This is a genomic window from Streptomyces sp. NPDC091371 (assembly GCF_040684275.1).
Lineage (GTDB): Bacteria > Actinomycetota > Actinomycetes > Streptomycetales > Streptomycetaceae > Streptomyces.
Genome location: NZ_JBFBFP010000014.1, coordinates 151823 through 173684, shown reverse-complemented (window position 1 = coordinate 173684; position 21862 = coordinate 151823). Strand labels below are relative to the sequence as shown.

The 21862-nt window shown below is 73.1% G+C and carries 19 protein-coding genes, 2 tRNA genes and 1 pseudogene; 2 read left to right on the top strand and 20 right to left on the bottom strand.

Annotated elements, in window-relative coordinates:
* Positions 1 to 163: 163 nt before the first annotated feature.
* Positions 164 to 1156, bottom strand: a complete 993-nt coding sequence (gene holA / locus AB0O21_RS18320) for a DNA polymerase III subunit delta (RefSeq protein ID WP_365172156.1) — start codon at positions 1154 to 1156, stop codon at positions 164 to 166.
* A gap of 76 nt (positions 1157 to 1232) precedes the next feature.
* Between holA and AB0O21_RS18315 the strand changes: the two genes are divergently transcribed.
* Positions 1233 to 1475 carry a hypothetical protein gene (locus tag AB0O21_RS18315; RefSeq protein ID WP_365172155.1) on the top strand — a complete coding sequence of 81 codons (243 nt, stop codon included), beginning with the start codon at positions 1233 to 1235 and terminating at the stop codon, positions 1473 to 1475.
* Positions 1476 to 1498: 23 nt separating this feature from the next.
* Here AB0O21_RS18315 and AB0O21_RS18310 read toward each other — a convergent pair whose 3' ends face one another.
* The 14 genes and pseudogenes from AB0O21_RS18310 to AB0O21_RS18245 all read right to left on the bottom strand — a co-directional run bounded on the left by AB0O21_RS18310 (position 1499) and on the right by AB0O21_RS18245 (position 15621).
* A complete protein-coding gene (locus AB0O21_RS18310; RefSeq protein ID WP_365172154.1) occupies positions 1499 to 2359 on the bottom strand; it encodes a YceI family protein in 861 nt (286 codons plus the stop codon).
* A 157-nt stretch (positions 2360 to 2516) separates the two neighbouring features.
* A pseudogene (locus tag AB0O21_RS18305) lies at positions 2517 to 4748 on the bottom strand (ComEC/Rec2 family competence protein); the annotation flags it as partial.
* A 224-nt stretch (positions 4749 to 4972) separates the two neighbouring features.
* A complete protein-coding gene (locus AB0O21_RS18300) occupies positions 4973 to 5809 on the bottom strand; it encodes a ComEA family DNA-binding protein (RefSeq protein ID WP_365172153.1) in 837 nt (278 codons plus the stop codon).
* Positions 5810 to 6050: 241 nt separating this feature from the next.
* Positions 6051 to 6896 (bottom strand): DegV family protein, encoded by an 846-nt coding sequence (locus tag AB0O21_RS18295; RefSeq protein WP_365172152.1) that lies wholly within the window; start codon positions 6894 to 6896, stop codon positions 6051 to 6053.
* A 201-nt stretch (positions 6897 to 7097) separates the two neighbouring features.
* Entirely contained in the window at positions 7098 to 7859 is a 762-nt protein-coding gene (locus AB0O21_RS18290; RefSeq protein ID WP_365172151.1) for a hypothetical protein, read from the bottom strand.
* Between the two features lie 121 nt (positions 7860 to 7980).
* On the bottom strand, positions 7981 to 10845 hold the full coding sequence (gene leuS, locus AB0O21_RS18285; protein WP_365172150.1) for a leucine--tRNA ligase: 2865 nt from the start codon (positions 10843 to 10845) through the stop codon (positions 7981 to 7983).
* A gap of 271 nt (positions 10846 to 11116) precedes the next feature.
* Positions 11117 to 11189: transfer RNA gene (locus AB0O21_RS18280), tRNA-Ala, on the bottom strand.
* A 132-nt stretch (positions 11190 to 11321) separates the two neighbouring features.
* Positions 11322 to 11555, bottom strand: coding sequence for a hypothetical protein (locus AB0O21_RS18275; protein WP_365172149.1), 234 nt, complete (start codon positions 11553 to 11555; stop codon positions 11322 to 11324).
* Positions 11556 to 11698: 143 nt separating this feature from the next.
* A tRNA-Ala gene (locus tag AB0O21_RS18270) sits at positions 11699 to 11771 on the bottom strand.
* 136 nt (positions 11772 to 11907) lie between these two features.
* Entirely contained in the window at positions 11908 to 12564 is a 657-nt protein-coding gene (locus AB0O21_RS18265; RefSeq protein ID WP_365172162.1) for a histidine phosphatase family protein, read from the bottom strand.
* Positions 12561 to 13007: a ribosome silencing factor gene (gene rsfS, locus AB0O21_RS18260; RefSeq protein WP_365172148.1), complete on the bottom strand. Its 447-nt coding sequence runs from the start codon at positions 13005 to 13007 to the stop codon at positions 12561 to 12563. Before rsfS ends, AB0O21_RS18265 begins: the two co-directional genes overlap by 4 nt.
* 108 nt (positions 13008 to 13115) lie before the next feature.
* On the bottom strand, positions 13116 to 14771 hold the full coding sequence (locus AB0O21_RS18255; RefSeq protein WP_365172147.1) for an LCP family protein: 1656 nt from the start codon (positions 14769 to 14771) through the stop codon (positions 13116 to 13118).
* A 24-nt stretch (positions 14772 to 14795) separates the two neighbouring features.
* Complete coding sequence (gene nadD / locus AB0O21_RS18250) at positions 14796 to 15413, bottom strand: nicotinate-nucleotide adenylyltransferase (protein ID WP_365172146.1); 618 nt, start codon at positions 15411 to 15413, stop codon at positions 14796 to 14798.
* A gap of 43 nt (positions 15414 to 15456) precedes the next feature.
* On the bottom strand, positions 15457 to 15621 hold the full coding sequence (locus tag AB0O21_RS18245) for a hypothetical protein (protein WP_365172145.1): 165 nt from the start codon (positions 15619 to 15621) through the stop codon (positions 15457 to 15459).
* A 139-nt stretch (positions 15622 to 15760) separates the two neighbouring features.
* Here AB0O21_RS18245 and AB0O21_RS18240 point away from each other — a divergent pair, with 139 nt between their 5' ends.
* The gene (locus AB0O21_RS18240; RefSeq protein ID WP_365172144.1) at positions 15761 to 16846 is read left to right on the top strand and encodes a M48 family metallopeptidase; all 1086 of its coding nucleotides are present in this window, start codon (positions 15761 to 15763) and stop codon (positions 16844 to 16846) included.
* Here AB0O21_RS18240 and AB0O21_RS18235 read toward each other — a convergent pair.
* From AB0O21_RS18235 to proB, 5 genes are all read right to left on the bottom strand, one after another.
* Entirely contained in the window at positions 16830 to 17960 is a 1131-nt protein-coding gene (locus tag AB0O21_RS18235; RefSeq protein WP_365172143.1) for a hypothetical protein, read from the bottom strand. The genes AB0O21_RS18240 and AB0O21_RS18235 overlap by 17 nt on opposite strands.
* 67 nt (positions 17961 to 18027) lie before the next feature.
* Entirely contained in the window at positions 18028 to 18591 is a 564-nt protein-coding gene (locus AB0O21_RS18230) for a hypothetical protein (RefSeq protein ID WP_365172142.1), read from the bottom strand.
* Positions 18592 to 18668: 77 nt separating this feature from the next.
* Positions 18669 to 19952: a glutamate-5-semialdehyde dehydrogenase gene (locus AB0O21_RS18225; RefSeq protein WP_365172141.1), complete on the bottom strand. Its 1284-nt coding sequence runs from the start codon at positions 19950 to 19952 to the stop codon at positions 18669 to 18671.
* Positions 19953 to 20215: 263 nt separating this feature from the next.
* Complete coding sequence (locus AB0O21_RS18220; RefSeq protein WP_365172161.1) at positions 20216 to 20623, bottom strand: hypothetical protein; 408 nt, start codon at positions 20621 to 20623, stop codon at positions 20216 to 20218.
* 111 nt (positions 20624 to 20734) lie between these two features.
* The gene (gene proB, locus AB0O21_RS18215; RefSeq protein WP_365172140.1) at positions 20735 to 21862 is read right to left on the bottom strand and encodes a glutamate 5-kinase; all 1128 of its coding nucleotides are present in this window, start codon (positions 21860 to 21862) and stop codon (positions 20735 to 20737) included.

The window sequence follows — 21862 nt, the reverse complement described above, 5'->3', positions numbered from 1 at the left end:
CTAGGGGGTGTCCGGCGGATCAGGGTCGGACAGGCCGCGTCGTCTGGTGCCGTGCATTGCAAGGCGGAGGAGGGAGTCGATGCGGAGCATCGACGACCGACGACAACGCGGCAAGGCGCGGTGCCAGGCGGCGCGGGCCCGGCCCTGATCCGCCGGACACCCCCTAGCGCCGCTGCGGCCTGGCCGCGCGCGCCACCGCCACGACGGCCTTCTCCAGCGCGTACTCGGGGTCGCTGCCGCCACCCTTCACCCCTGCATCAGCCACGGCTACGGCGCGCAGCGCGTCGGCGACCGCGTCCGCGGACCAGCCGCGCATCTGCTGGCGGACCCGGTCGATCTTCCACGGCGGCATGCCCAGGTCCCGCGCGAGGTCGCCGGGGCGCGCGCCGCGCGGGGCGGAGGCGAGTTTGCCGATCGCGCGCACCGCCTGGGCCAGCGCGCTGGTGATCAGGACCGGCGCCACCCCGGTGGCCAGGGACCAGCGCAGGGCTTCGAGGGCTTCCGCCGCCCGCCCCTCGACGGCCCGGTCGGCGACCGTGAAGCTGGAGGCCTCGGCCCGGCCCGTGTAGTAACGGCCCACCACGGCCTCGTCGATCGTGCCCTCGACGTCCGCGCAGAGCTGCGCCGCCGCACTCGCCAGCTCCCGCAGGTCGCTGCCGATCGCGTCCACCAGGTTTTCGCAGGCCCCAGGCGTCGCCGACCGGCCCAGCGCACGGAACTCGCCCCGTACGAACGCCAGCCGGTCCGCCGCCTTGGTCATCTTCGGGCAGGCGACCTCCCGGGCGCCCGCCTTGCGCGCCGCGTCCAGCAGGCCCTTGCCCTTGACCCCGCCCGCGTGGAGGAGGACGAGGATGATCTCCTCGTAGGGCGCGTCGAGGTAGGCCTTGACCTCCTTGACGGTGTCCGCGGACAGGTCCTGCGCGCCCCGCACCACGAGGACCTTGCGTTCGGAGAAGAGCGAGGGGCTCGTCAGCTCGGCCAGCGTGCCGGGCTGGAGCTGCTCGGAGGAGAGGTCGCGCACGTCCGTGTCGGCATCGGCGGCACGGGCGGCCGCCACCACCTCCCGTACGGCACGGTCGAGCAGCAGATCCTCCTGGCCCACCGCGAGGGTGAGCGGGGCGAGCGGATCGTCGGTTGAGTTCTTCCTGGTGGCCATCGCCTCCAGCATCCCACGCCGCACTGACAGCCCACCCCCGCACGGCCTGCCCCGACGGATCCTTGAGAATGGTCGCGTGAACGTGCGACATGTACTCGTCCTGCCCGACCGCGACGCCGCCGAGGAGGTGGCGCAGGAGGCCGTGGACCGCTTCGGCCTCCCGGAGGAGCCGCAGTTGGTCCGCGACGCCCTGGCCGGCGAGGACGATGCCGAGGACGCCCAGTGGCTGGTGGTCGTCGAGGATCCGCGCGAACGGCTCGACCCGACCGCCCTGGACTCCCTCGCCGCCGAGTACGAGGGCTGGCTGGAGGCGCCGTAGGCGCCGGGGCCCCCTCGGGCCCCTCAGGCCTTGTGGACGGCCTGGACGTCCAGCGTCACTTCCACGCTCGATCCGATCGCCGCGATCCCCTGCGCCAGCATCGACTGCCAGTTCAGGGCGAAGTCCTCGCGCTGGAGTTCGGCGGTGGCCCGGCAGGCGGCCCGCGGCTCGCCCTCCAGGCCCGTGCCGAGGCCCAGGTACCGGGTGTCGAGGGTGACGGAACGGCTCACCCCGTGGAGGGTGAGGGCGCCCGCGACGGCCCAGCGGCTGCCGCTGCGGTGGATGAACCGTTCGCTGTAGAACTCCACCGTCGGGTAGCGGACCGCGTCCAGGAAGTCCCCCGAGCGCAGGTGGTCGTCCCGCATCCGCATCCCGGTGTCGATGCTCGCCGCGTCGATGATCACGTGCATGGAGGAGTCCTCCATGCGTTCGGCGATCCGCACCGCGCCGGCGAACGTGTTGAACCGGCCGCGGATCCGGGCCATGCCGATGTGGCGGGCCGTGAAGCCGATCGTCGAATGCGTCGGGTCGAGCTCCCAGTGGCCTGGCTGCGGCAGCAGCGGCGGCTCCACCACGTCGAGGACGATCTCCCCGGTGCCGGGCTGCGCCGGGCCGCCCACCAGCGTCGCCCCGTGGAACGGCGCGTACCCCTCGGCGGTGACGGAGAGCCGGTACTCCCCTTCGGGCACGGTCGCCGTGATCCCGCCGTACGGGTCGGTCTCGCCGCTGACGATCCGTCGGCCGATCGGGTCGGTGACCTCGAACTTCGCCTGCCTGACCGGCTGGTGGACGCTGTCGAGCACACGGCAGCTGAGCAGCCGCGCCGTCGGCGGCAGGGTCAGTGTCGCGGATGTGTGCGGACTGGAACCTCCGGCCGTATCCATCCCCCGTCGACGACCGAACATGGCTGATGCACCCCCGTGCTGTGTGGACTTGGACCGTGTTGGCGAAGACGCATTCGATCATGCTGTCGGGTTGTGGGCAAACAGAATGGTCGCGCCCGGTATGCCCGCGCCGCCCGCGCCGCCGATTGGCCGGAAATGCCCGCAGCAGCGCACCGGATCCGGTGACCGCGACGGAGCCGTCGGTATCGGTGCGCAGCACGGTCGCCCCGGACTTCCGCAGCCGGGCCAACGTGCCGGGTGCGGGGTGTCCGTAGCGGTTGCCCGCGCCGACGGGGACGATCGCGAGGCGCGGCCGGATCCGGTCCTGCAGCCCGGGATCCTGGTGCGCGGAACCGTGGTGGGCCACCTTGAGGACGTCCACCGGCCCGAGCTCCGGATGGTCCCTCAGCAGCGCCTGCTGGGCGGGTGGTTCCAGGTCGCCGAGCAGGAGCAGGGTCACTCCGCCGCCGCGCACCAGCAGGGCGACGCTCGCGTCGTTGGGCCCCTCGGGCGGTGGTCCGGCGGGCGGCGGCCACAGCACCTGCCATTCCAGCGGCCCCGCCCGGCGCCGCTCCCCCGCCACCGCCCGCACCACGGGCACTCCCGCGGCGGCCGCCGTCCGGCGGACGAACTGGGCCTGCCCGGACGGCTCTTCCAGCCCGGTGGTCTGGATCACCCCGATGGACCTGCCCCGCAGCACCCCGGACAGCCCCGCCACGTGGTCGGCGTGAAAGTGCGTCAGCAGCAGCATCGGCACCCGCCGCACCCCCAGCGCCCGCAGGCAGGCGTCCACCGGGCCGGGCTCCGGGCCGGCGTCCACCACGAGGGCCTCCCCCGGGCCGACGGCGAGTACGGCGGCGTCCCCCTGCCCGACCGCGCACTGGACGTAACTCCAGTCGGGCGGAGGCCAGCCCGTGAGGGTACGGGTCAACTGCGGCGGCCGCAGCACGGCCAGGAGCAGCACCACCGCCAGGGCGGAGCAGAGCCACCGCCGGCGGCGCCCGAACCGGGCGACCAGGGCCGCCCCGGCCAGTGTCACCGCGGCCAGCAGCAGTCCGCCGCCGAGCCCGCCCGGCCAGGACAGCTCCGCCCCCGGCAGCCGCGCCCCGGCACGGGCCACGGCGGCGATCCACCCGGCCGGCACCCCCGCGCACCGGGCCAGCAGCTCCGCCGCGGGCATCCACAGCGGAGCCACCGCGAGGGCGGCGAAGCCGAGCACCGTCGCCGGACCCGCCGCCAGCTCGGCCAGCAGGTTGCACGGCACGGCCACCAGGCCGACCCGGGCCGAGAGCACGGCGACCACCGGCGCGCACACCGCCTGGGCGGCCGCGGCGGCCCCCAGCGCCTCGGCGAGCCGCGGCGGCGTCCCCCGCCGCCGCAGGGCCTCGCTCCACCGGGGTGCCAGGGTCAGCAGCGCCCCGGTGGCCAGGACGGAGAGCAGGAATCCGTAACCGCGGGCCAGCCACGGGTCGTACAGCACCAGCAGCAGGACGGCGGCGGCCAGCGCCGGGAGGAGGGACCTGCGCCGCCCCGTGGCGATGGCCAGCAAGGTCACGGCCCCGCAGGCCGCGGCCCGCAGCACGCTGGGCTCCGGCCTGCACACCACCACGAACCCCAGCGTCAGCGCGGCCCCGCACAGGGCGGTGGCCCGCAGCGAGAGCCCGAGCCGCGGCGCCAGCCCGCGCCGCTCGGCCCGCTGCGCGCGGGCCGGGGGCCCGATGAGCAGGAACAGCACCACGGTCAGGTTGGACCCCGAGACGGCCAGCAGGTGCAGCAGGTCGGTGCTCCGGAAGGCCTCCCGCAGGTCGGGCGGCACCCGGGAGGTGTCCCCGACGACCAGCCCGGGCAGCAGTGCCCTCGCATCCGGCGGCAGCCCCTCGCTCGCCTCCCGCAGCCCTGCCCGCAGCCGCCCGGCGATCCGCTGCGCGGCATCGGGGCCGCCGGTCACCCCGGGCGGGGTGTCACCGGCCGGGCGGAGCAGCGCCACGGCCCGCTCCCCGCCCCTGGCCGGGGCCAGCCGGGCGACGACCGCCACCCGGGTGGAGGGCAGCAGCCGCGCCCATCCCGGATGACCGGCCAGCACCCGTACCGGCGTCTCGACCCGGGTCCGCACCCCGTCGGGCCCGGTCACCCCCGTCACCACCGCGTCCAGCACCACCAGAGGAGGCCCGCTGCCGCCCCGGGAGACCTGCGGATCGGAGCCGACGGTCAACTCCGTGAGCACGCGGGCGTGCTCACGGGCCAGCCCCTCGACCGGCCCGGCCCGCGCCTCGGCCCGCTGCAGCCCGGCCACCCCGGCGCCGGCGGCCGCGCACAGGAGGGCGGCGGCCACGGCAGGGGCGACCCGCCACAGCGGCCCCGGGCGCCGGTACCCGGCCAGGATCAGCATCCCCGCGCCGGCCACGCCCAGCCCCACCCCGGCCGCGGTCCAGGAGCCCGGCGCGTCCAACGCCAGGGCGGCCGCCCCCCAAGCCGCCACGGCAGGCACCGCGAGGCGCAGATCGGCCGGCCCCGGATCCGCCCGCCCCGAGCCCGCGCGGCCCCCGGAGCGGCCCTCAGGGCGATCCTCGGAGCGGCCCCCGAATCGAACCTCGGGGCGGACCTCGGGGCGGTTCACGGCCGCACCAGGGCACGCAGATCGGCGAAGCGGCGCTCACCGATGCCGTTGACCTGGCGGAGGTCCTCCACGGAGCGGAAGCCCCCGCGGACGGTGCGGAAGTCCACGATGTGCTGCGCCAGCACGGGCCCCACCCCCGGCAGCCCGTCCAGCTGGTCGACCGTGGCCGAGCCGAGACTGAGCGGCGCGGACCCCCCGCCGACGCCCCCGCCCTGAGCCGCCGCCGGGGCACCCACCAGCACCTGCTCGCCGTCCACCAGCACCCGGGCCCGGTTCAGCCCGGTGGTGTCCGTACCCGGCCGCACACCCCCCGCGGCGGCCAGCGCGTCCTCGACGCGCGAGCCGGCGGGCAGCCGCCGCACTCCGGGATCCCGGACCTTCCCGCTGACGTCCACCACGATCCGCACGGCGGCCCCCACCGGAGCCGCGTCCACGGCCGCCGACGGCACCGCCCCCGGGGCGACCACCGCAGGAGCCGTCACCGCACGCGGCCGGGCGGACCAGTACTGCTGCGCCGCGAACCCGACGGCGGCGACCAGCACCACCGCGACGGCGCCCACCGCGCGCGGCTCCACCCCGCAGCGGGCCTGGAACCACACCGGCAACCGCTCCCGCACGGCGAGCCCGCGCACGGTCGCCGCGGGCAGCTCCCCGGGCGCCGCGGGCAGCTCCCCGGGCGCCGCGGGCAGCTCCTCGGGCTCCGGGGGCGGCGCCTCGGCCGGCGGCGGACCACTGCCGCCCAGCAGGGCTTCCGCCCGGCGGCGCACCGCCTCCGGATCCGCGTGCGGGGCGTGCGGAGCGTGCCGTCGGCGGTACCGCGGCTGCCCCGGCACCAGGCCGGGCCCACGGCTACGGCTGCGGCTGCGGCTGCGGCTGCGGCCACGCCCGCGGCTGTCGGAGAGACGACTACGACCCGGGCCGCTGGTGGCGCCCGACGGATGCGAGATAAGCGTTCGAAGAGTCATGCCACGACGTTAGGGGCCCGTCCGGAATCCCGTTCGGAGCCCTCAATTCCGGTGGACAGCCAGCCCGTTGTGGATATCTCCGCCACCCGTCCGAGTGAACGGACCCCGCTCAGCGCGGCGAGACGACCGCCGCCAGCAGCCCCGGCCCGGTGTGGGCCCCGATCACCGCGCCGACCTCGCTGACGTGCAGTTCGACCAGGCCCGGGATCCGCTCGCGCAGCCGCTGCGCGAGCTTCTCGGCCCGCTCCGGAGCCGCCAGGTGGTGCACCGCCACGTCGACGCTGGCCGCCCCGGCGCGCTCGACGGCCAGCTCTTCCAGCCGGGCGATGGCCTTGGAGGCCGTGCGCACCTTCTCCAGCATCTCGATCCGCCCCCCGTCCAGCGTCAGCAGCGGCTTCACGGCCAGCGCCGAGCCGAGCAGCGCCTGCGCGGCCCCGATCCGGCCGCCGCGCCGGAGGTAGTCGAGGGTGTCGACGTAGAAGTACGCGGACATGTCCGCCGCCCGCTTCTCGGCGGCGGCCACGGCCTCGTCCACGGAACCGCCCGCCTCGGCCACCTCGGCGGCGGCGAGCGCGCAGAAGCCGAGCGCCATCGCGACCATTCCGGTGTCCACGACCCGCACGGGCACGGCCGCGGTCCGCGAGGCCACCACGGCGGCGTCGTACGTGCCGGAGAACTCGGCGGACAGGTGCAGGCTGACGATGCCGGTCGCCCCGGCGTCGACGGCCGCCTGGTAGGCCCGGACGAACTCCTCCGGGCTGGGGCGCGACGTGGTCACCGAGCGGCGCTTCTGCAGGGCCAGGGCGAGGCTGCGCGCCGAGATCTCGGTGCCTTCCTCGAGCGCCTCGCCGCCCAGCACGACAGTGAGCGGGACGGAGGTGATTCCGTGCCGCGCCATGGCCGGTTGGGGCAGGTAGGCCGTGGAATCGGTGACGATGGCGACATGGCGGGACATGAGCCGGAGGGTACCGCCAGTGGGGGTGCGACGGCAGCCTGACCCCTCGCCGGGGTTGTGCGGCGTCCTTGCGGGGCACCCTGCGGGCTCGCTGCAGGCTCCCGGCGGCCCCTGCGGGGCCTCTCCCCCGACCCCGCCCCTTCCCGAAACCGGGGGCTCCGCCCCCGGCCCCCCGCGCTCAAACGCCGGCGGGGCTGAAAGCTACGTCGTGCTCTCCGGCCTGCGCGTCTTCTGCCAGGGGTACGGAGTCGCCGGCGCCGCCGGATTCAGGGCCGTGGGGGCCGGGGCCGTGGGGGTCGGGGCCGTGGGGGTCGGGGCCGTGGGGGTCGGAGCCGGAGTCGGAGTCGGAGCCTCCTGGCCGGCGGCCTGCGCCGCGTCCCAGGCCGCCGCGGTCGCCGTCAGGTCGTCCACCGGCGGCCGGGACCAGTCACGCAGCGCTCCGGACTCCACCTCGATCTGCTCCGAGAGCACGGACAGGTCGTCCTCCGCGAACCGCCGGGCCCGGTCGCGCGCCGCCCACCGCAGCGAGTCCGCGGCCTGGGTGATCTTGGCCGTGCGCTCCCGCAGATCGGGCAGGAGGTCAGCGGTCCGCTTGCGGTCGGGCTCCTGCTCCAGCCGCTTCAGCTCCTCGTCCAGCTCGCGCCCGTGCGCGCTCAGCCGCTCGAACAGACCGATCGACTCCTTCAGCGAGGCGTCCAACCGGACCCCGTCGTTCAGCGCCTGCTGCGTGGACCGCATCGACGTCCGCAGGTCGATGCGCAGCTGCGCCAGCGCCGCCGTGACCCCGACCTGGCCCAGGCTCTTGGCCCGCAGCGTGGTGTCCTCGACCGTCCGCCGCGCCTGCGTGATCGTACGGTCCACCCCGCGCTTGGCCGCCTGCACCGCCTTGACGGTCGCATACGTCCCCAGGCCCAGGAAGGCGAAAAGCACCATCAGCGCGAAGATGATCAACGCGGCCTCCATGAGTGTCCCTTCCCCAGTTCCCGCAGCTCGTTGTCCGTCACCTCAACCGTAAACGCCACGGGCAGGCCGGGGGTTCCAATCGAACCCCCAACCTGCCCGTACGGGAATACCCCGAGACGCCTCAGATGACGATGTTGACCAGCTTCGGCGCGCGCACGATCACCTTGCGGACCTCCGCGCCCGCCAGCGCCGCCACGACACCCGCATCTGTGACGGCCAGCTTCTCCAGGTCGGCGTCCGAGATCGTCGGCGCCACCTCCAGGCGCGCCTTGACCTTGCCCTTGACCTGCACCACGCACGTCACGGTCTCGTCCACGACGTACGCCGGGTCCGCGACCGGGAAGTCCTGGTGGACGACCGACTCGCCGTGGCCCAGGCGCTGCCACAGCTCCTCCGCGATGTGCGGGGCCAGCGGGGCGACCAGCAGCACCAGCGCCTCGGCCACCGAGCGCTCCAGCGGCCGGCCGGCCTTCGTCAGGAAGTTGTTCAGCTCGGTGATCTTCGCGATGGCGGTGTTGAAGCGCAGCCCCGCCATGTCCGAGCCGGCCCCGTCGATCGCCTTGTGCAGCGCGCGCAGCGTGGCCTCGTCGGGCTCGCCGTCCACGACGGTGACGGCGCCCGTGGACTCGTCGACGATGTTGCGCCACAGCCGCTGCAGCAGCCGGTACTGGCCGACGACGGCGCGGGTGTCCCACGGACGGGAGACGTCCAGCGGGCCCATCGCCATCTCGTACAGGCGCAGCGTGTCGGCGCCGTACTCCTCGCAGATCTCGTCGGGCGTGACGGCGTTCTTCAGGGACTTGCCCATCTTGCCGTGCTCGCGCTTGACCTGCCGGCCCTCGTAGAAGTAGCCGCCGTCGCGCTCCTCGACCTCGGCCGCGGGCACGTAGACGCCCCGCTCGTCGGTGTAGGCGTACGCCTGGATCATGCCCTGGTTGAACAGCTTGTGGAACGGCTCGGCCGAGGAGACGTGCCCCAGGTCGAACAGGACCTTGGACCAGAAGCGCGCGTACAGCAGGTGCAGCACCGCGTGCTCGGCGCCGCCCACGTACAGGTCGACGCCGCCGTGCGGCGCGCCCTCGCGCGGGCCCATCCAGTACTGCTCGATCTCCGGGTCGACCAGGGCCGACGCGTTGTTCGGGTCCAGGTAGCGCAGCTCGTACCAGCAGGAACCGGCCCAGTTCGGCATGGTGTTGGTCTCGCGCCGGTAGGACTTCACGCCGTCGCCCAGGTCCAGCTCGACGTTGACCCACGACTCGTTGCGGGACAGCGGGGTCTCCGGCTTGGAGGTGGCGTCGTCCGGCTCGAAGGTGCGCGGCGAGTAGTCCTCGACCTCGGGCAGTTCCAGCGGCAGCATCGACTCGGGCAGCGAGTGCGCGACGCCGTCCTCGTCGTAGACGATCGGGAAGGGCTCGCCCCAGTAGCGCTGGCGGCTGAACAGCCAGTCGCGCAGCCGGAAGTTGACGGTGCCCTCGCCGATGCCGCGCTCGGCCAGCCAGTCGGTGATCGCGGCCTTCGCCTCGACGACGCCCAGGCCGTCCAGCGAGATGCCCTCGCCCGCGGAGTTGATCAGCTTCGCCTCGTAGGAGGCGAACGCGTCGTCCCACTCGGCCGGGTCGGTGCCGCGCCCGTCCGAGGGCTGTACGACGCACCGCATCGGCAGCTCGAAGGCGCGCGCGAACTCGAAGTCACGGCTGTCGTGCGCCGGGACGGCCATGATCGCGCCGGTGCCGTAGCCCATCAGCACGTAGTCGGCGATGAAGACGGGGACCTTCTGGCCGCTGACCGGGTTGATCGCGTACTCGCCGGTGAAGACGCCGGTCTTCTCCTTGGCGTCGGCCTGCCGCTCGACGTCCGACTTGGCGGCGGAGAAGGCGCGGTACGCGGCCACGGCCTCGGCCGGGGTGGCGTGTCCGCCGGTCCACACCTCGTGGGTGCCCTCGGGCCAGGCGGCCGGGATGAACTTCTCGACCAGCGGGTGCTCGGGCGCCAGCACCATGTAGGTCGCGCCGAACAGCGTGTCCTGGCGGGTGGTGAAGACGGTGATGGCCTCGTCGCCCAGGGCGAAGTCGACGCGCGCGCCCTCGCTGCGGCCGATCCAGTTGCGCTGCTGCAGCTTGATGGCCTCGGGCCAGTCCAGCTCGTCCAGGTCGTCCAGCAGCCGGTCGGCGTACGCGGTGATCCGCATGTTCCACTGGCTCAGCCGGGACTTGAAAACGGGGAAGTTGCCGCGCTCGGACCGGCCGTCGGCGGTGACCTCCTCGTTGGCCAGGACGGTGCCCAGCCCGGGGCACCAGTTCACGGGCGCGTCCGAGGAGTACGCCAGCCGGTACTCGTTCAGTACGTCGGCCCGCTCGCCCGCGGTCAGCCCGGCCCAGGCGCGGCCGCCGGGGACCTCGCGGGAGCCGTCCTCGAAGGCGGCGACCAGCTCGGTGATCGGGCGGGCCTTCTTCGCGTCGGCGTCGTAGTAGGAGTTGTAGATCTGCAGGAAGATCCACTGGGTCCACTTGTAGTAGTCCGGGTCGATCGTCGCGAAGGACCGGCGCTTGTCGTGGCCCAGGCCCAGGCGGCGCAGCTGGACCTTCATGTTCTCGATGTTCGCCTCGGTCGACACGCGCGGGTGCGTGCCGGTCTGCACGGCGTACTGCTCGGCAGGCAGGCCGAAGGCGTCGAAGCCCAGGGTGTGCAGGACGTTGTGGCCGGTCATCCGCTGGTGGCGGGCGAAGACGTCGGTGGCGATGTACCCGAGCGGGTGACCGACGTGCAGGCCCGCGCCGGAGGGGTACGGGAACATGTCCATGATGAACTTCTTGGGCCGCGCGACCACCGAGGGGTCACCGGCCAGGTCACCGGTCGGGTTCGGGGCCTCGTAGGTGCCCTGCGCGTCCCATACGTCCTGCCAGCGTGCCTCGATGTCGGCGGCCATGGCAGCCGTGTAACGGTGCGCCTCGGCCGCCTCGGGGGCCGGGGTGTTCGTCTCGCTCATGATTCCTGAAGCTCCATCGATCGTCTCTGCCGTCTCTGCCTGCCCAAACGAAAAAACCCCTCGCACAGGAGGGGACGCCGCGCCGATGCCGACCGTCTCGTGGGTCGGCGCTGATCAGCGCGGCTCGGTAAGCAGAAGGCGTACGGCACGCATGGCGTCAGGGTACCGCAGGGCCCGCCGCCGACGCCCGGTCGTTCCACACGCCGACACGTTGGCACGTCGACACAACGAGAAGCGGGCCACCCGATCCGGGTGGCCCGCTTCTTCACTGTGGAGCTAAGGAGAATTGAACTCCTGACCTCCTGCATGCCATGCAGGCGCTCTACCAACTGAGCTATAGCCCCTTGTCCCTGCTTGCCGCTTCGGTTCCCCTTGCCGGTTTCCCTTGGCGACGTCCCAAACATTACACGGTCATGGCCCTGGTCCAAAAATCGGTTTCCACCGACCATGGACCACGCCCGATTTGACCCATTTCCTCAGGCTCTCGCGAACTGGTAGAACCGCTTGAGCGTGCAGTGCTCGTCGAGCAGCCGGCCGTAGATCGGCTCGCCCTCCAGCTCGCGGTACGTCTCGATCGGGTCGCCTTTTATGATCAGCGCCCGCGCGCATTCCTCGCACCAGTACTGGTAGTCGGGGTTGACCGGTTCCATGTCCCGCACGATCGGCGTGCCGTTGTTGCACCAGTCGCACCGCCGCCGGTGTGATCCCATCCGTCAGCGACTCCCTCCCGCGTCGGGCCGTCGACTCCCCCTCCGGCCGTCCGATTCTGCCATGCCGGTGCGCGCCTGGTCAGTAAGCGCAAAGGGTACAAAAGCAAGGATCCCGCCCCCTGTTGGGGACGGGATCCTGATTGTGGAGCTAAGGAGAATTGAACTCCTGACCTCCTGCATGCCATGCAGGCGCTCTACCAACTGAGCTATAGCCCCGCGCTCCGCTGCGCTTCCCCCCGTCTCCGGTGTTCTTCGCTGCGAACAAGAAGAACTCTAGCCTGTGACCAGCCGGAAAGTGAAATCCGGGTCGGAGCCCCGGTGGGAAGCGGCAGGGAGCCGCTCCGCCGCAGCCTCAGTCGTCGTCGCCGAGCACCGGTTCCGGCAGGGTGCCGGCGTTGTGCTCCATCAGACGCCAGCCGCGCGCGCCTTCACCGAGGACGGACCAGCAGCAGTTGGAGAGCCCGCCCAGGCCCTCCCAGTGGTACGCGTCCAGGCCCAGCAGGCGGCCGATGGTCGTACGGATGGTGCCGCCGTGGCTGACCACGACCAGCGTGCCGCCCCGCGGCAGCCGGTCGGCGTGCTCCAGCACCACCGGCGCGGCGCGGTCGGCGACCTCGGTCTCCAGCTCCCCGCCGCCGCGGCGCACGGGCTCGCCGCGCTTCCAGGCCGCGTACTGCTCGCCGTACTTCTCGAGGATCTCGTCGTGCGTGAGGCCCTGCCACTCACCGGCGTAGGTCTCGCGCAGCGCCTCGGTGCGCGCCACGGGCAGGCCCGTGACGGCGGCCAGCTCGGCGGCCGTGTCGGAGGCCCGCCGAAGGTCGGAGGCCACGATGGCGTCCGGCTTCAGCGAGGCGAGCAGCCGAGCGGCGCGGCGCGCCTGCGCCACACCCGTCTCGGTCAGCTCGATGTCCGTGGAGCCCTGGAAGCGGCGCTCCAGGTTCCACGAGGTCTGGCCGTGCCGCCAGAGGACTATCTTCCTGCCGGACTTGCCCTTGTCGGTCGTGCTCAGAACAGATCACCGTCCAGGTCGTCGTCACCGGCGGCCTCGCGCAGCTTGGCGTGCTCCTCGGCCTTGCCGATGGTGAGCTTCGCGTCCTCGGGCAGCTCGATCTCGGGGCAGTCCTTCCACAGGCGCTCCAGCGCGTAGAAGACCCGCTCCTCGCTGTGCTGCACGTGGACGACGATGTCGATGTAGTCGAGCAGGATCCAGCGGGCGTCGCGGTCGCCCTCGCGGCGCACCGGCTTGGCGCCGAGCTCCTTGAGCAGGCGCTCCTCGATCTCGTCGACGATCGACTTGACCTGGCGGTCGTTGGGCGCCGAGGCGAGCAGGAAGGCGTCGGTGATCGACAGCACGTCGCTGACGTCGTACGCGATGATGTCGTGCGCGAGCCGGTCGGCCGCCGCCTGGGCGGCGGTGGTGATGAGCTCGATGGAGCGGTCCGTGGCGGTCACTGGCCATGCTTTCGGGTTGGCGGGCAGATCCATACAAGGGTCTCACGTACCGCCGACACCGCCCGCGCGGAAGGTCCCGCGCGGGCGAAGCCCCTCCCCGACCGCGGGTCAGGACGGCTTGTAGTCCTTGCCCAGGATCACCACGACCTCGGCGTTCACCGCGTTCTCGGCCTTCTTCACGGCCGTCTCGGGCAGCCCCAGGGTCTTGGCGACCTCGATCGCCCGGTCCTTGACCGCGTCGTCCTGGTACGTGATCTGCGTGGTCGCGGCCGGCTTGTCGGCCTTGCCTCCGTCGACGAAGGTGTAGCCGCCGTTCAGCAGCGCCGCCTTCGCCGCGACCTGCGTCTTGTCGTCGCCGATGGCGTCCTTGAGGCCCACCCGTGGGGCCGCGCCGGGCTGGCCCGCGGCGACGCTGCCGCCAAGGACCTCCTTGACGACCTTCTTGTTGGCGTCGTCGGTGAGGGTGCCGTCCGCCTTCACCGCGAGGACGTCGGTCCGGTACGCGCCCACCTTGGCGTGTGCGCCGAGCCGCGACAGCAGGGCGCCGAGGGTCTGCGCGTTCAGCGCCGGGTCGAGGATCTGGCCCATGCTCTCGACGGTCACGGCCGCCGACTTCGGGTCGCCCGGGACCTTGCGCAGGACCGCGTGGAGCACCTTGCCGAAGCGCTCCAGCTGCTTGGCCTCCGGCTCCCCCTGGGCGCGGTACGTGGCGTACGCGACGGCCATCGGGCCGCTCAGGCTCTGCTTCTGGCCCTGGCCCACGGCCGGGGCCTTGGCGGCGTCGTCCGCCGGGACCGCGGTGTCGGTGTCGACCTCGATGCCGCCGACCAGGTCGACCAGGTTCTCCAGGAAGGGCGTGTCCAGCCGCCAGGTGCCGCCGATGTGGGTGCCGAGCACCGAGTCGAGGGCCTCGCGGGTGCCGAGGCCGCCCTCGTCGACCGCCTTGCCGAGCGCCGTGGGGCTGCCGTCCTGGCCGGGGACGCCGAGGGAGTTCGGCAGCAGGACGGTGGCGCCCTGCTTGGTGGTGACGTTGTCGACGAGCAGCGCCGTGGCGGTGCCGCCCTTCTTGGTGTTGTGCAGGTGGACGACGATCATGTCGCGCTTCTGCGCCCCGGCGTCGGCGGTCGCCGCGTTCTTCTGCTCCCCGGGGCCGTCCAGGAAGGGCAGCTTGCCCGCGTACCAGAGGTAGCCGATGCCGGCGACGACGAAGAGGGCGAGGACGACGATCAGCGCCACCACCCGGTTGCGGCCGCGGCGGCGGGCCTCCTCACGGCGTTCGGTCCGGCTCTCGGTGAACTTGAGCCAGTCGATGACGTCCTCGGAGTCCTCGTCCGGCTGGTCGATGAAGGCGAACATCTCCGTGCGGTAGTCCCGCCCCGCCTCGGGCTCGCTCTCGGGCCGGCGCGGCTCGGGCACCTGGACGGCCGGGCGCTCGGCGGGGGCGGGCGGTGCCTGGGGCTCCGGGGCGGCCTGCTGCGGGATCCACTGCTGCTGGACCGCCTGCGTGTCGTAGCCGTAGCCGGGCGCCTGCTGGTACTCCTGCCCGCCGTACTGCTGGGGGGCCTGCTGCTGCGGGTAGTACTGCTGGCGGCCGTAGCCCTCGTAGCCGCCGTACTGCTGCTGTTCGTACTGCGGGGCCTGCGGAGCGGGCGGAGCGGGGCGTGCGGGCGCCTGGCCGTACACCGGCCGCCCGTACGCGTCGTAGCCGATGAGCTGCTGCTCCTGGGTGCCGTACGGGTCGTACGGATCCTGTCGGTCGTTCACCGCGGGGCCCCTCTCTCCGGAAGCTCAGGCTCCCCGGTACAGCTCACGCTTGTCGATGTAACGCACGACACCATCGGGCACCAGGTACCAGACGGGATCCCCCTGGGCCACCCTCGCACGGCAGTCCGTGGACGAGATGGCCAGTGCCGGCACCTCGACGAGCGAGACGCCGCCCTCGGGCAGTCCGTCGTCGGTGAGCACGTGGCCCGGCCGGGTGACTCCGATGAAGTGGGCGAGCGAGAACAGCTCGTCGGCGTTGCGCCAGGTCAGGATCTGGGCGAGCGCGTCGGCGCCGGTGATGAAGAACAGGTCGGCGTCGTCGTTCAGCGCCTTCAGATCGCGCAGGGTGTCGATCGTGTACGTCGGCCCGCCGCGGTCGATGTCGATGCGGCTCACCGAGAACTGGGGGTTCGACGCGGTCGCGATGACCGTCATCAGGTAGCGGTCCTCGGCGGGCGAGACCGCGCGCTGCGACTTCTGCCACGGCTCGCCGGTCGGTACGAACACCACCTCGTCGAGGTGGAAAAGGGCGGCCACCTCGCTGGCGGCCACCAGGTGTCCGTGGTGGATCGGGTCGAACGTCCCGCCCATCACGCCGAGCCGGCGCTTGACCGGGCCCGTAGGCACTTCCTGCTCTCCCATGAGCGCAGAGCCTACTGGCCCGGCGGACGCACCGGGCCGGCCTCTAGCGGTCGCGGTTCAGGCGCGTGGTCACCCAGAGCATCAGCATGAGGATGACGAACGCTCCGCCGCCGGTCAGGTACGGGTTGAGGCTGTCGTGGTTGCCGCCGTTCTCGGCCCCCTCCGAGGCGAGGAGGACCAGATCGTGGGCGGTGGAGGCGAGGCTCATCAGGCAGGTACCTATCGAGTCGGGGAGCGGGCGGAGACTTCGCTCACATCGTATGCGGGGGCCTGGGGCACGCTCACGCCGACTCAGGCGTTGGAGAGGATAGACGCATCGCGAGTCGGATCGACCAGGGGAGGGCGCTATGACGGAGACAGGGATCGGACAGGCACCGGCGAGGGACCGAAGGAGGTTCCCCGGCATCTCGTCGCGGGCGTACGAGCATCCGGCGGACCGCTCGGCGCTGGTGGCGCTGCGCAAGCTGAGCGGCTTCGACACGGTCTTCAAGGCGCTGAGCGGGCTGCTGCCCGAGCGGAGCCTGCGGCTGCTGTTCCTGTCGGATTCGGTGCGGGTGGGCGAGACCCAGTTCCCCCACCTGTACGCGATGCTCCGCGACGCCTGTTACATCCTGGACCTGGAGAAGGTCCCGCAGATGTACGTCCAGCAGGAGCCGAAGCCCAACGCGATGTGCATCGGGCTCGACGAGCCGATCATCGTGGTGACCACGGGCCTCGTCGAGCTGCTCGACGAGGAGGAGATGCGGGCGGTGGTGGGCCACGAGGTGGGCCACGCGCTGTCCGGGCACTCCGTGTACCGCACGATCCTGCTCTTCCTGACGAACCTGGCGCTGAAGGTGGCGTGGATCCCACTCGGCAATGTGGCGATCACGGCTCTGGTGACCGGTCTGCGGGAGTGGTTCCGCAAGTCCGAGCTGTCGGCGGACCGGGCCGGACTGCTGGTGGGCCAGGACGTGCAGGCCTCGATGCGGGGCCTGATGAAGATCGCCGGCGGCAACCACCTGCACGAGATGAACGTGGACGCCTTCCTCGCCCAGGCCGAGGAGTACGAGGCGGGCGGGGACCTGCGCGACTCCGTGCTCAAGATCCTCAACATGCTGCCCCGTACGCACCCCTTCACCACGGTCCGGGCGGCCGAGCTGAAGAAGTGGTCCGAGAACCGCGACTTCCAGCGGATCATGGACGGCCACTACCCGCGGCGGGACGAGGACAAGGACACCTCGGTGACCGACTCCTTCCGGCAGTCCGCCTCGCACTACGCCGACTCGGTGCGCACCAGCAAGGACCCGCTGATGAAGCTGGTGGGCGACATCGCGGGCGGCGCGGGCGACCTGGGCGGCAAGCTCCGCGACAAGTTCACGGGAGCCGGTACGGGATCCGGGTCCGGGTCCGCCGGGGGCAAGGACGACCGCGGGGCTACGGACCAGGGCTGACCGCGGTGGCCGCCGGGGTCGGGGGCGGCGCCAGGACGCCGCACAGCCCGGCGGTGCGCCTCGGATGGCCGCTGGTGTACGGGTCGCTCGCGGCCGGTCCCACCGTGGTCGGGCCGGCTCCGGCCAGGACCGGGCGGAAGCCCGCCGCCGGGTCCTGGGAGCAGTCCTGCGGCCCGGCCATGACATAGGCCTGGACCAGCTCCGCCCGGCGGGCGGTGAGGTCCTCGCGGTCGAAGCGCAGCCGCAGCTCGCGCCGGACCGTGAAGAGCGAGGCGCCGTCGGCCGCTGCCGGGACTCCGGTGGCCGGTCGCACGGCGTACACGAAGGTGTGGTCGGTGAACACCTCGAGCACGCCGGGGGCCACCTCCTCGAAGGCGAGGGTTCCGCTGACCCGGACCCGGGAGTCGGCCATGACGGCCGTGCCCGGGTCGAAGCGGACCAGCCAGCCGGTGGCCGCGTGCCGGCCGTCACCGGAGGGCGAGGCCATGCTGCGGTCGAACTGGGCCAGCTGGTCCGGGTCGAGCAGCACCCGCACGGGCCGGGAGGCGGAGCCGGAGAGGATGTCGGGGTCCAGCGAGGACTGCACCAGGTAGTCCTTGGCGATGGACAGCGCGGCGACCACCTCGCCGTCGGTGAAGTGGTGCGTGCGGCGCACGGCCGGCAGGGTGATCCCGGCCGCCCCGACGCGGTAGTCGGCCGCGGGGCTGTTCGCGTACAGGTCGGCCGGACGGCCGGCGGGCACGGCCGCGGCCGGCGCGAGCGGGACGACGGTGCTGGTGAGGGCCGCGGCGGTGCCGCCGGGCGGCGGGACGTACGGATTGCGCAGCCCCATGTACACGGCGAGGGCGAACGCACTGGCGATCAGCAGCACGAGCAGCATGCCCTGTCGGGCGCCCCTGCCCGGCGTGCCGGTCCCCGGGCCGGAGCCGCCGCCCGACCAGATGGAGCGGCTGCGCACGGCCCGGGCGTGCTCGCCCATGCGCTCCTGCGCGGAGTACTCCTGGAGCCGGGCAGCCCGCACGAAGTCCTCGTCGAACACCACGGACCGGTACTCGTCGTCGCCCCCGCCGATGCCCTCGGGGGTGCCGCTGGGTGGATCTCCTGGAACGGCCATCGCTTCTCCCGCTGTTCCCGCTTCAGAGAAGCCCCCACCTCCGGCGAACGCGCGTGGGGTCGTACCTTCAGGGTTGGCGGCCGGAGGGGTACGTAAACGCGCCGACGCCGGTGACTTCCCTCAGGGGCGTGCTGGCGGGCGCCGGGGCGGGATCCGCCTCGCCCGCGGCGCTGCGGTACACGGCGCTGAAGGCGAGCGCGATCATGCCGAGGCCCATCACGAAGGCGAGCACCCAGGCGACCGGGCGCAGCCAGGGCGAGCGGCCGCGGTAGGGGCGCAGGCTGCCTCCGTAGGCCCCGTACGGGCCGTCAGGGTTGAGATGGCCGCGCTCGTGGTCCCAGCCGTGGTCGTCGGCGTCGTACCCGTCGGGGTGGCCGTAACCGTAGCCGTCGTAGTCGTCGTCGCCCGGCCGGCCGGCGGCGACGGCTCGGGCCGCTTCGGCCTCCGCGCGCGCCCGGTCGGCCGCCCGCTGGCGCTCGACGGCGCTCGGTTCATGGATCTCGGCGTTCCGGATGAAGGCCTCGTCGAACACCACGGAGGCGAAGTCCTGTTCCGCGCCTCCGCGGTCGCCTTCATGGTCTTCGGGGGTCCCGTCGTCCGGGAACGGCTTGCCCCCCACGTCGTCCGGCACGGAACCAGCGTAGACCTGGGGGGCTGCTTTGGGCAGGGTGTGCGCCGAATTCCGGCCACACCGTGTTGGCGGAACGATTACCGAACGTGACCGTCGCCGGTGACGATGTACTTGGTGGAGGTGAGCTCGGGAAGGCCCATGGGGCCCCGGGCGTGCAGCTTCTGCGTGGAGATTCCGATCTCGGCGCCGAAGCCGAACTGGCCACCATCGGTGAACCGGGTGGAGGCGTTCACGGCAACCGTGGTCGAGTCGACCAGCTGGGTGAAGCGGCGCGCGGCGGCCTGCGAGGTGGTGACGATCGCCTCGGTGTGGCCGGAGGTCCAGCGGCGGATGTGGGCGACGGCGTCGTCGAGGGAGTCCACGACAGCGGCGGCGATGTCGTAGGAGAGGTACTCCTCGGCCCAGTCCTCGTCGGTGGCGGGCACGGCGGTCGCCTTGGAGTTCTCGGCGGCGGCGAGGACCCGGTCGTCGGCGTGGACGGTGACGCCGGCGTCGGCGAGGGCGTCGAGGGCGCGCGGCAGGAAGGCGTCGGCGATGTCCCGGTGCACGAGGAGGGTCTCGGCGGCGTTGCAGACGGAGGGCCGCTGGGCCTTGGAGTTGATCAGGATGTCCACGGCCATGTCCAGGTCGGCCTGGGCGTCGACGTAGACGTGGCAGTTGCCGGTACCGGTCTCGATGACCGGGACGGTGGACTCCTCCACGACGGTCTTGATGAGGGAGGCCCCGCCGCGCGGGATGAGGACGTCGACCAGGCCGCGGGCGCGCATCAGCTCGCGGACGGAGTCGCGGGACTCGCCGGGGACGAGCTGGATCGAGTCGGCGGGCAGACCGGCGCTCTCGACGGCGTCGCGCAGGATGGCGACGAGCGCGGTGTTGGAGGCGTAGGCGGAGGAGCTGCCGCGCAGGAGAACCGCGTTGCCGGACTTCAGGCACAGGGCGGCGGCGTCGACGGTGACGTTGGGGCGGGCCTCGTAGATGATGCCGACGACGCCGAGCGGGACGCGGATCTGGCGGATGTCGATGCCGTTGGGCAGGGTGTTGCCGCGGACGACCTCGCCGACGGGGTCGGGGAGGGCGGCGACGTCGCGCACGTCGGAGGCGATGGCCGCGACCCGCTCCGGGGTGAGGGTGAGGCGGTCGATGACGGTCTCGCTGGTGCCGGCGGCGCGGGCCTTGTCGGTGTCGACGGCGTTGGCCGCGATGATCTCGGCCGTACGGGCCTCCAGCGCGTCCGCGATCGCCAGCAGGGCGGTGTCCTTGGCGGACCGCGGGAGCGGGGCGATGGCGGCGGCGGCCGTGCGGGCCGCTTGCGCGGTGGCGAGGACGGGTGAGGTGGCGGGTGCGGCATCGAGCGAGGTCATGCCGCCCAGGGTAGTCCCCGGGACGGGGCGGCCGACGGCGGTTTCCAGCCGTCGAGACGGCCCGCCGCTTCCGCCGGGGGCGGGCGTGCGGTGGGCGTCCCCCCGGGGCTCCCGGGCCGCTGCGCGGAGCTGCTCCCCGCCCCGCCCTTCCACCGTTCCCGCCTCAAGCGCCGGCGCGGCTCACTGCACGGCGCTCCGCGCCCGCGCCTCAAACGCCGGCGGGGCTGGGAAGCCCAGCCCGGGTAGGGGACGGCTCGGCGCGTCTAATAGGGGTGGACGCCCACCGGGTGGGCCGGCGGGGGGCCGTAGCCCTCTGCTACGCGTTGGTGGTAGGTGGCGCGGTCGATGACCTCCAGGCCGACGATCTCCCACGGCGGGAGCTGCGCCGAGGAGCGGTGTTCGCCCCACAGCCGCAGGGCGACGGCCGCCGCGTCGTGGAGGTCGCGGGCCTCCTCCCAGTAGCGGATCTCCGCGTGGTCGTCGGCGTAGCGGCTGGTCAGGAGGAAGGGGTGGTCGTGGGCGAGTTGTTCCAGCCCGCGCCGGACCTCGGACAGCGGCGCCGGCTTGCCGGAGACGCTCAGGGTGACGTGCCAGAGGCGGGAGGATTCGTCCCGTTCGCCCCGCCCGTTCTCCTCGCCGCCGTCACCGTCCCCCGTGCCGACGCTGGTCAGCGCTCGTCTCACCAGCCGCCTCCTGTCTCCGCTACGCGCCGCTACGCGTGTCCGCCCGGCCCCTCACAGTTGACCAGTCCACGGGCCGCCGCGCGGCGGTTTTGCCGAACCTCAGCCCTGCAGCAGGACCAGATCGTCCCGGTGGACGACCTCGCGTTCGTACTCGGGTCCGAGTTCCGCCGCGAGGTCGCGGGTGGAGCGGCCGAGGAGCTGCGGGAGCTCCTTGGCGTCGAAGTTGACCAGGCCCCGGGCGATCGGCCGGCCGTCGGCGGAGCGCAGTTCGACCGGGTCGCCCGCCGCGAAGTCGCCCTCGACGGCCGCGATGCCCGCGGGCAGCAGGGAGCTGCCGCGCTGCGTCACCGCGCGGACGGCGCCGTCGTCGAGGACCAGGTGGCCCTGGGGGGTCGACGCGTGCTGGAGCCACAGCAGCCGGTCCGCCGAGCGGCGTCCGGTGGCGTGGAAGAGGGTGCCGGTGCCCCGCCCGGCGAGGGCGTCGGCGGCCTGGCTCGCGGAGGTGAGGACGACGGGGATGCCCGCGGCGGCGGCGATCCGGGCGGCCTCGACCTTGGTGACCATGCCGCCGGTGCCCACGCCCGCCTTGCCGGCGCTGCCGATGGAGACGTGCGCGATGTCCTCGGGGCCGCGGACCTCGTCGATGCGGGTGGTGCCGGGCAGGGACGGGTCTCCGTCGTAGAGGCCGTCCACGTCCGAGAGGAGGACGAGGAGGTCCGCGCGGACGAGGTGGGCGACGAGCGCGGCCAGCCGGTCGTTGTCGCCGAAGCGGATCTCGTCCGTCGCCACGGTGTCGTTCTCGTTGACGACGGGCAGGGCGCCCATCGCGAGGAGCTGGTCGAGGGTGCGGTAGGCGTTGCGGTAGTGGGCGCGGCGGCTGGTGTCGTCGGTGGTCAGCAGCACCTGGCCGACGCGGATGCCGTAGCGGGCGAAGGAGGCGGTGTAGCGGGCGACGAGGAGGCCCTGGCCGACGCTGGCGGCGGCCTGCTGCCGGGCCAGGTCCTTGGGGCGGCGGCGCAGGCCGAGCGGCGAGAGTCCGGCGGCGATGGCGCCGCTGGAGACCAGGACGATCTCCTTCTCGCCGCCGCTGCGGGACTTGGCCAGGACGTCGACCAGCGCGTCCACCCGGTCGGCGTCGAGTCCGCCGGCCGCCGTGGTCAGGGAGGAGGAGCCGACCTTGACCACGATCCTGCGGGCGTCCACGACACCCTGCCTAGCCGCTGACAC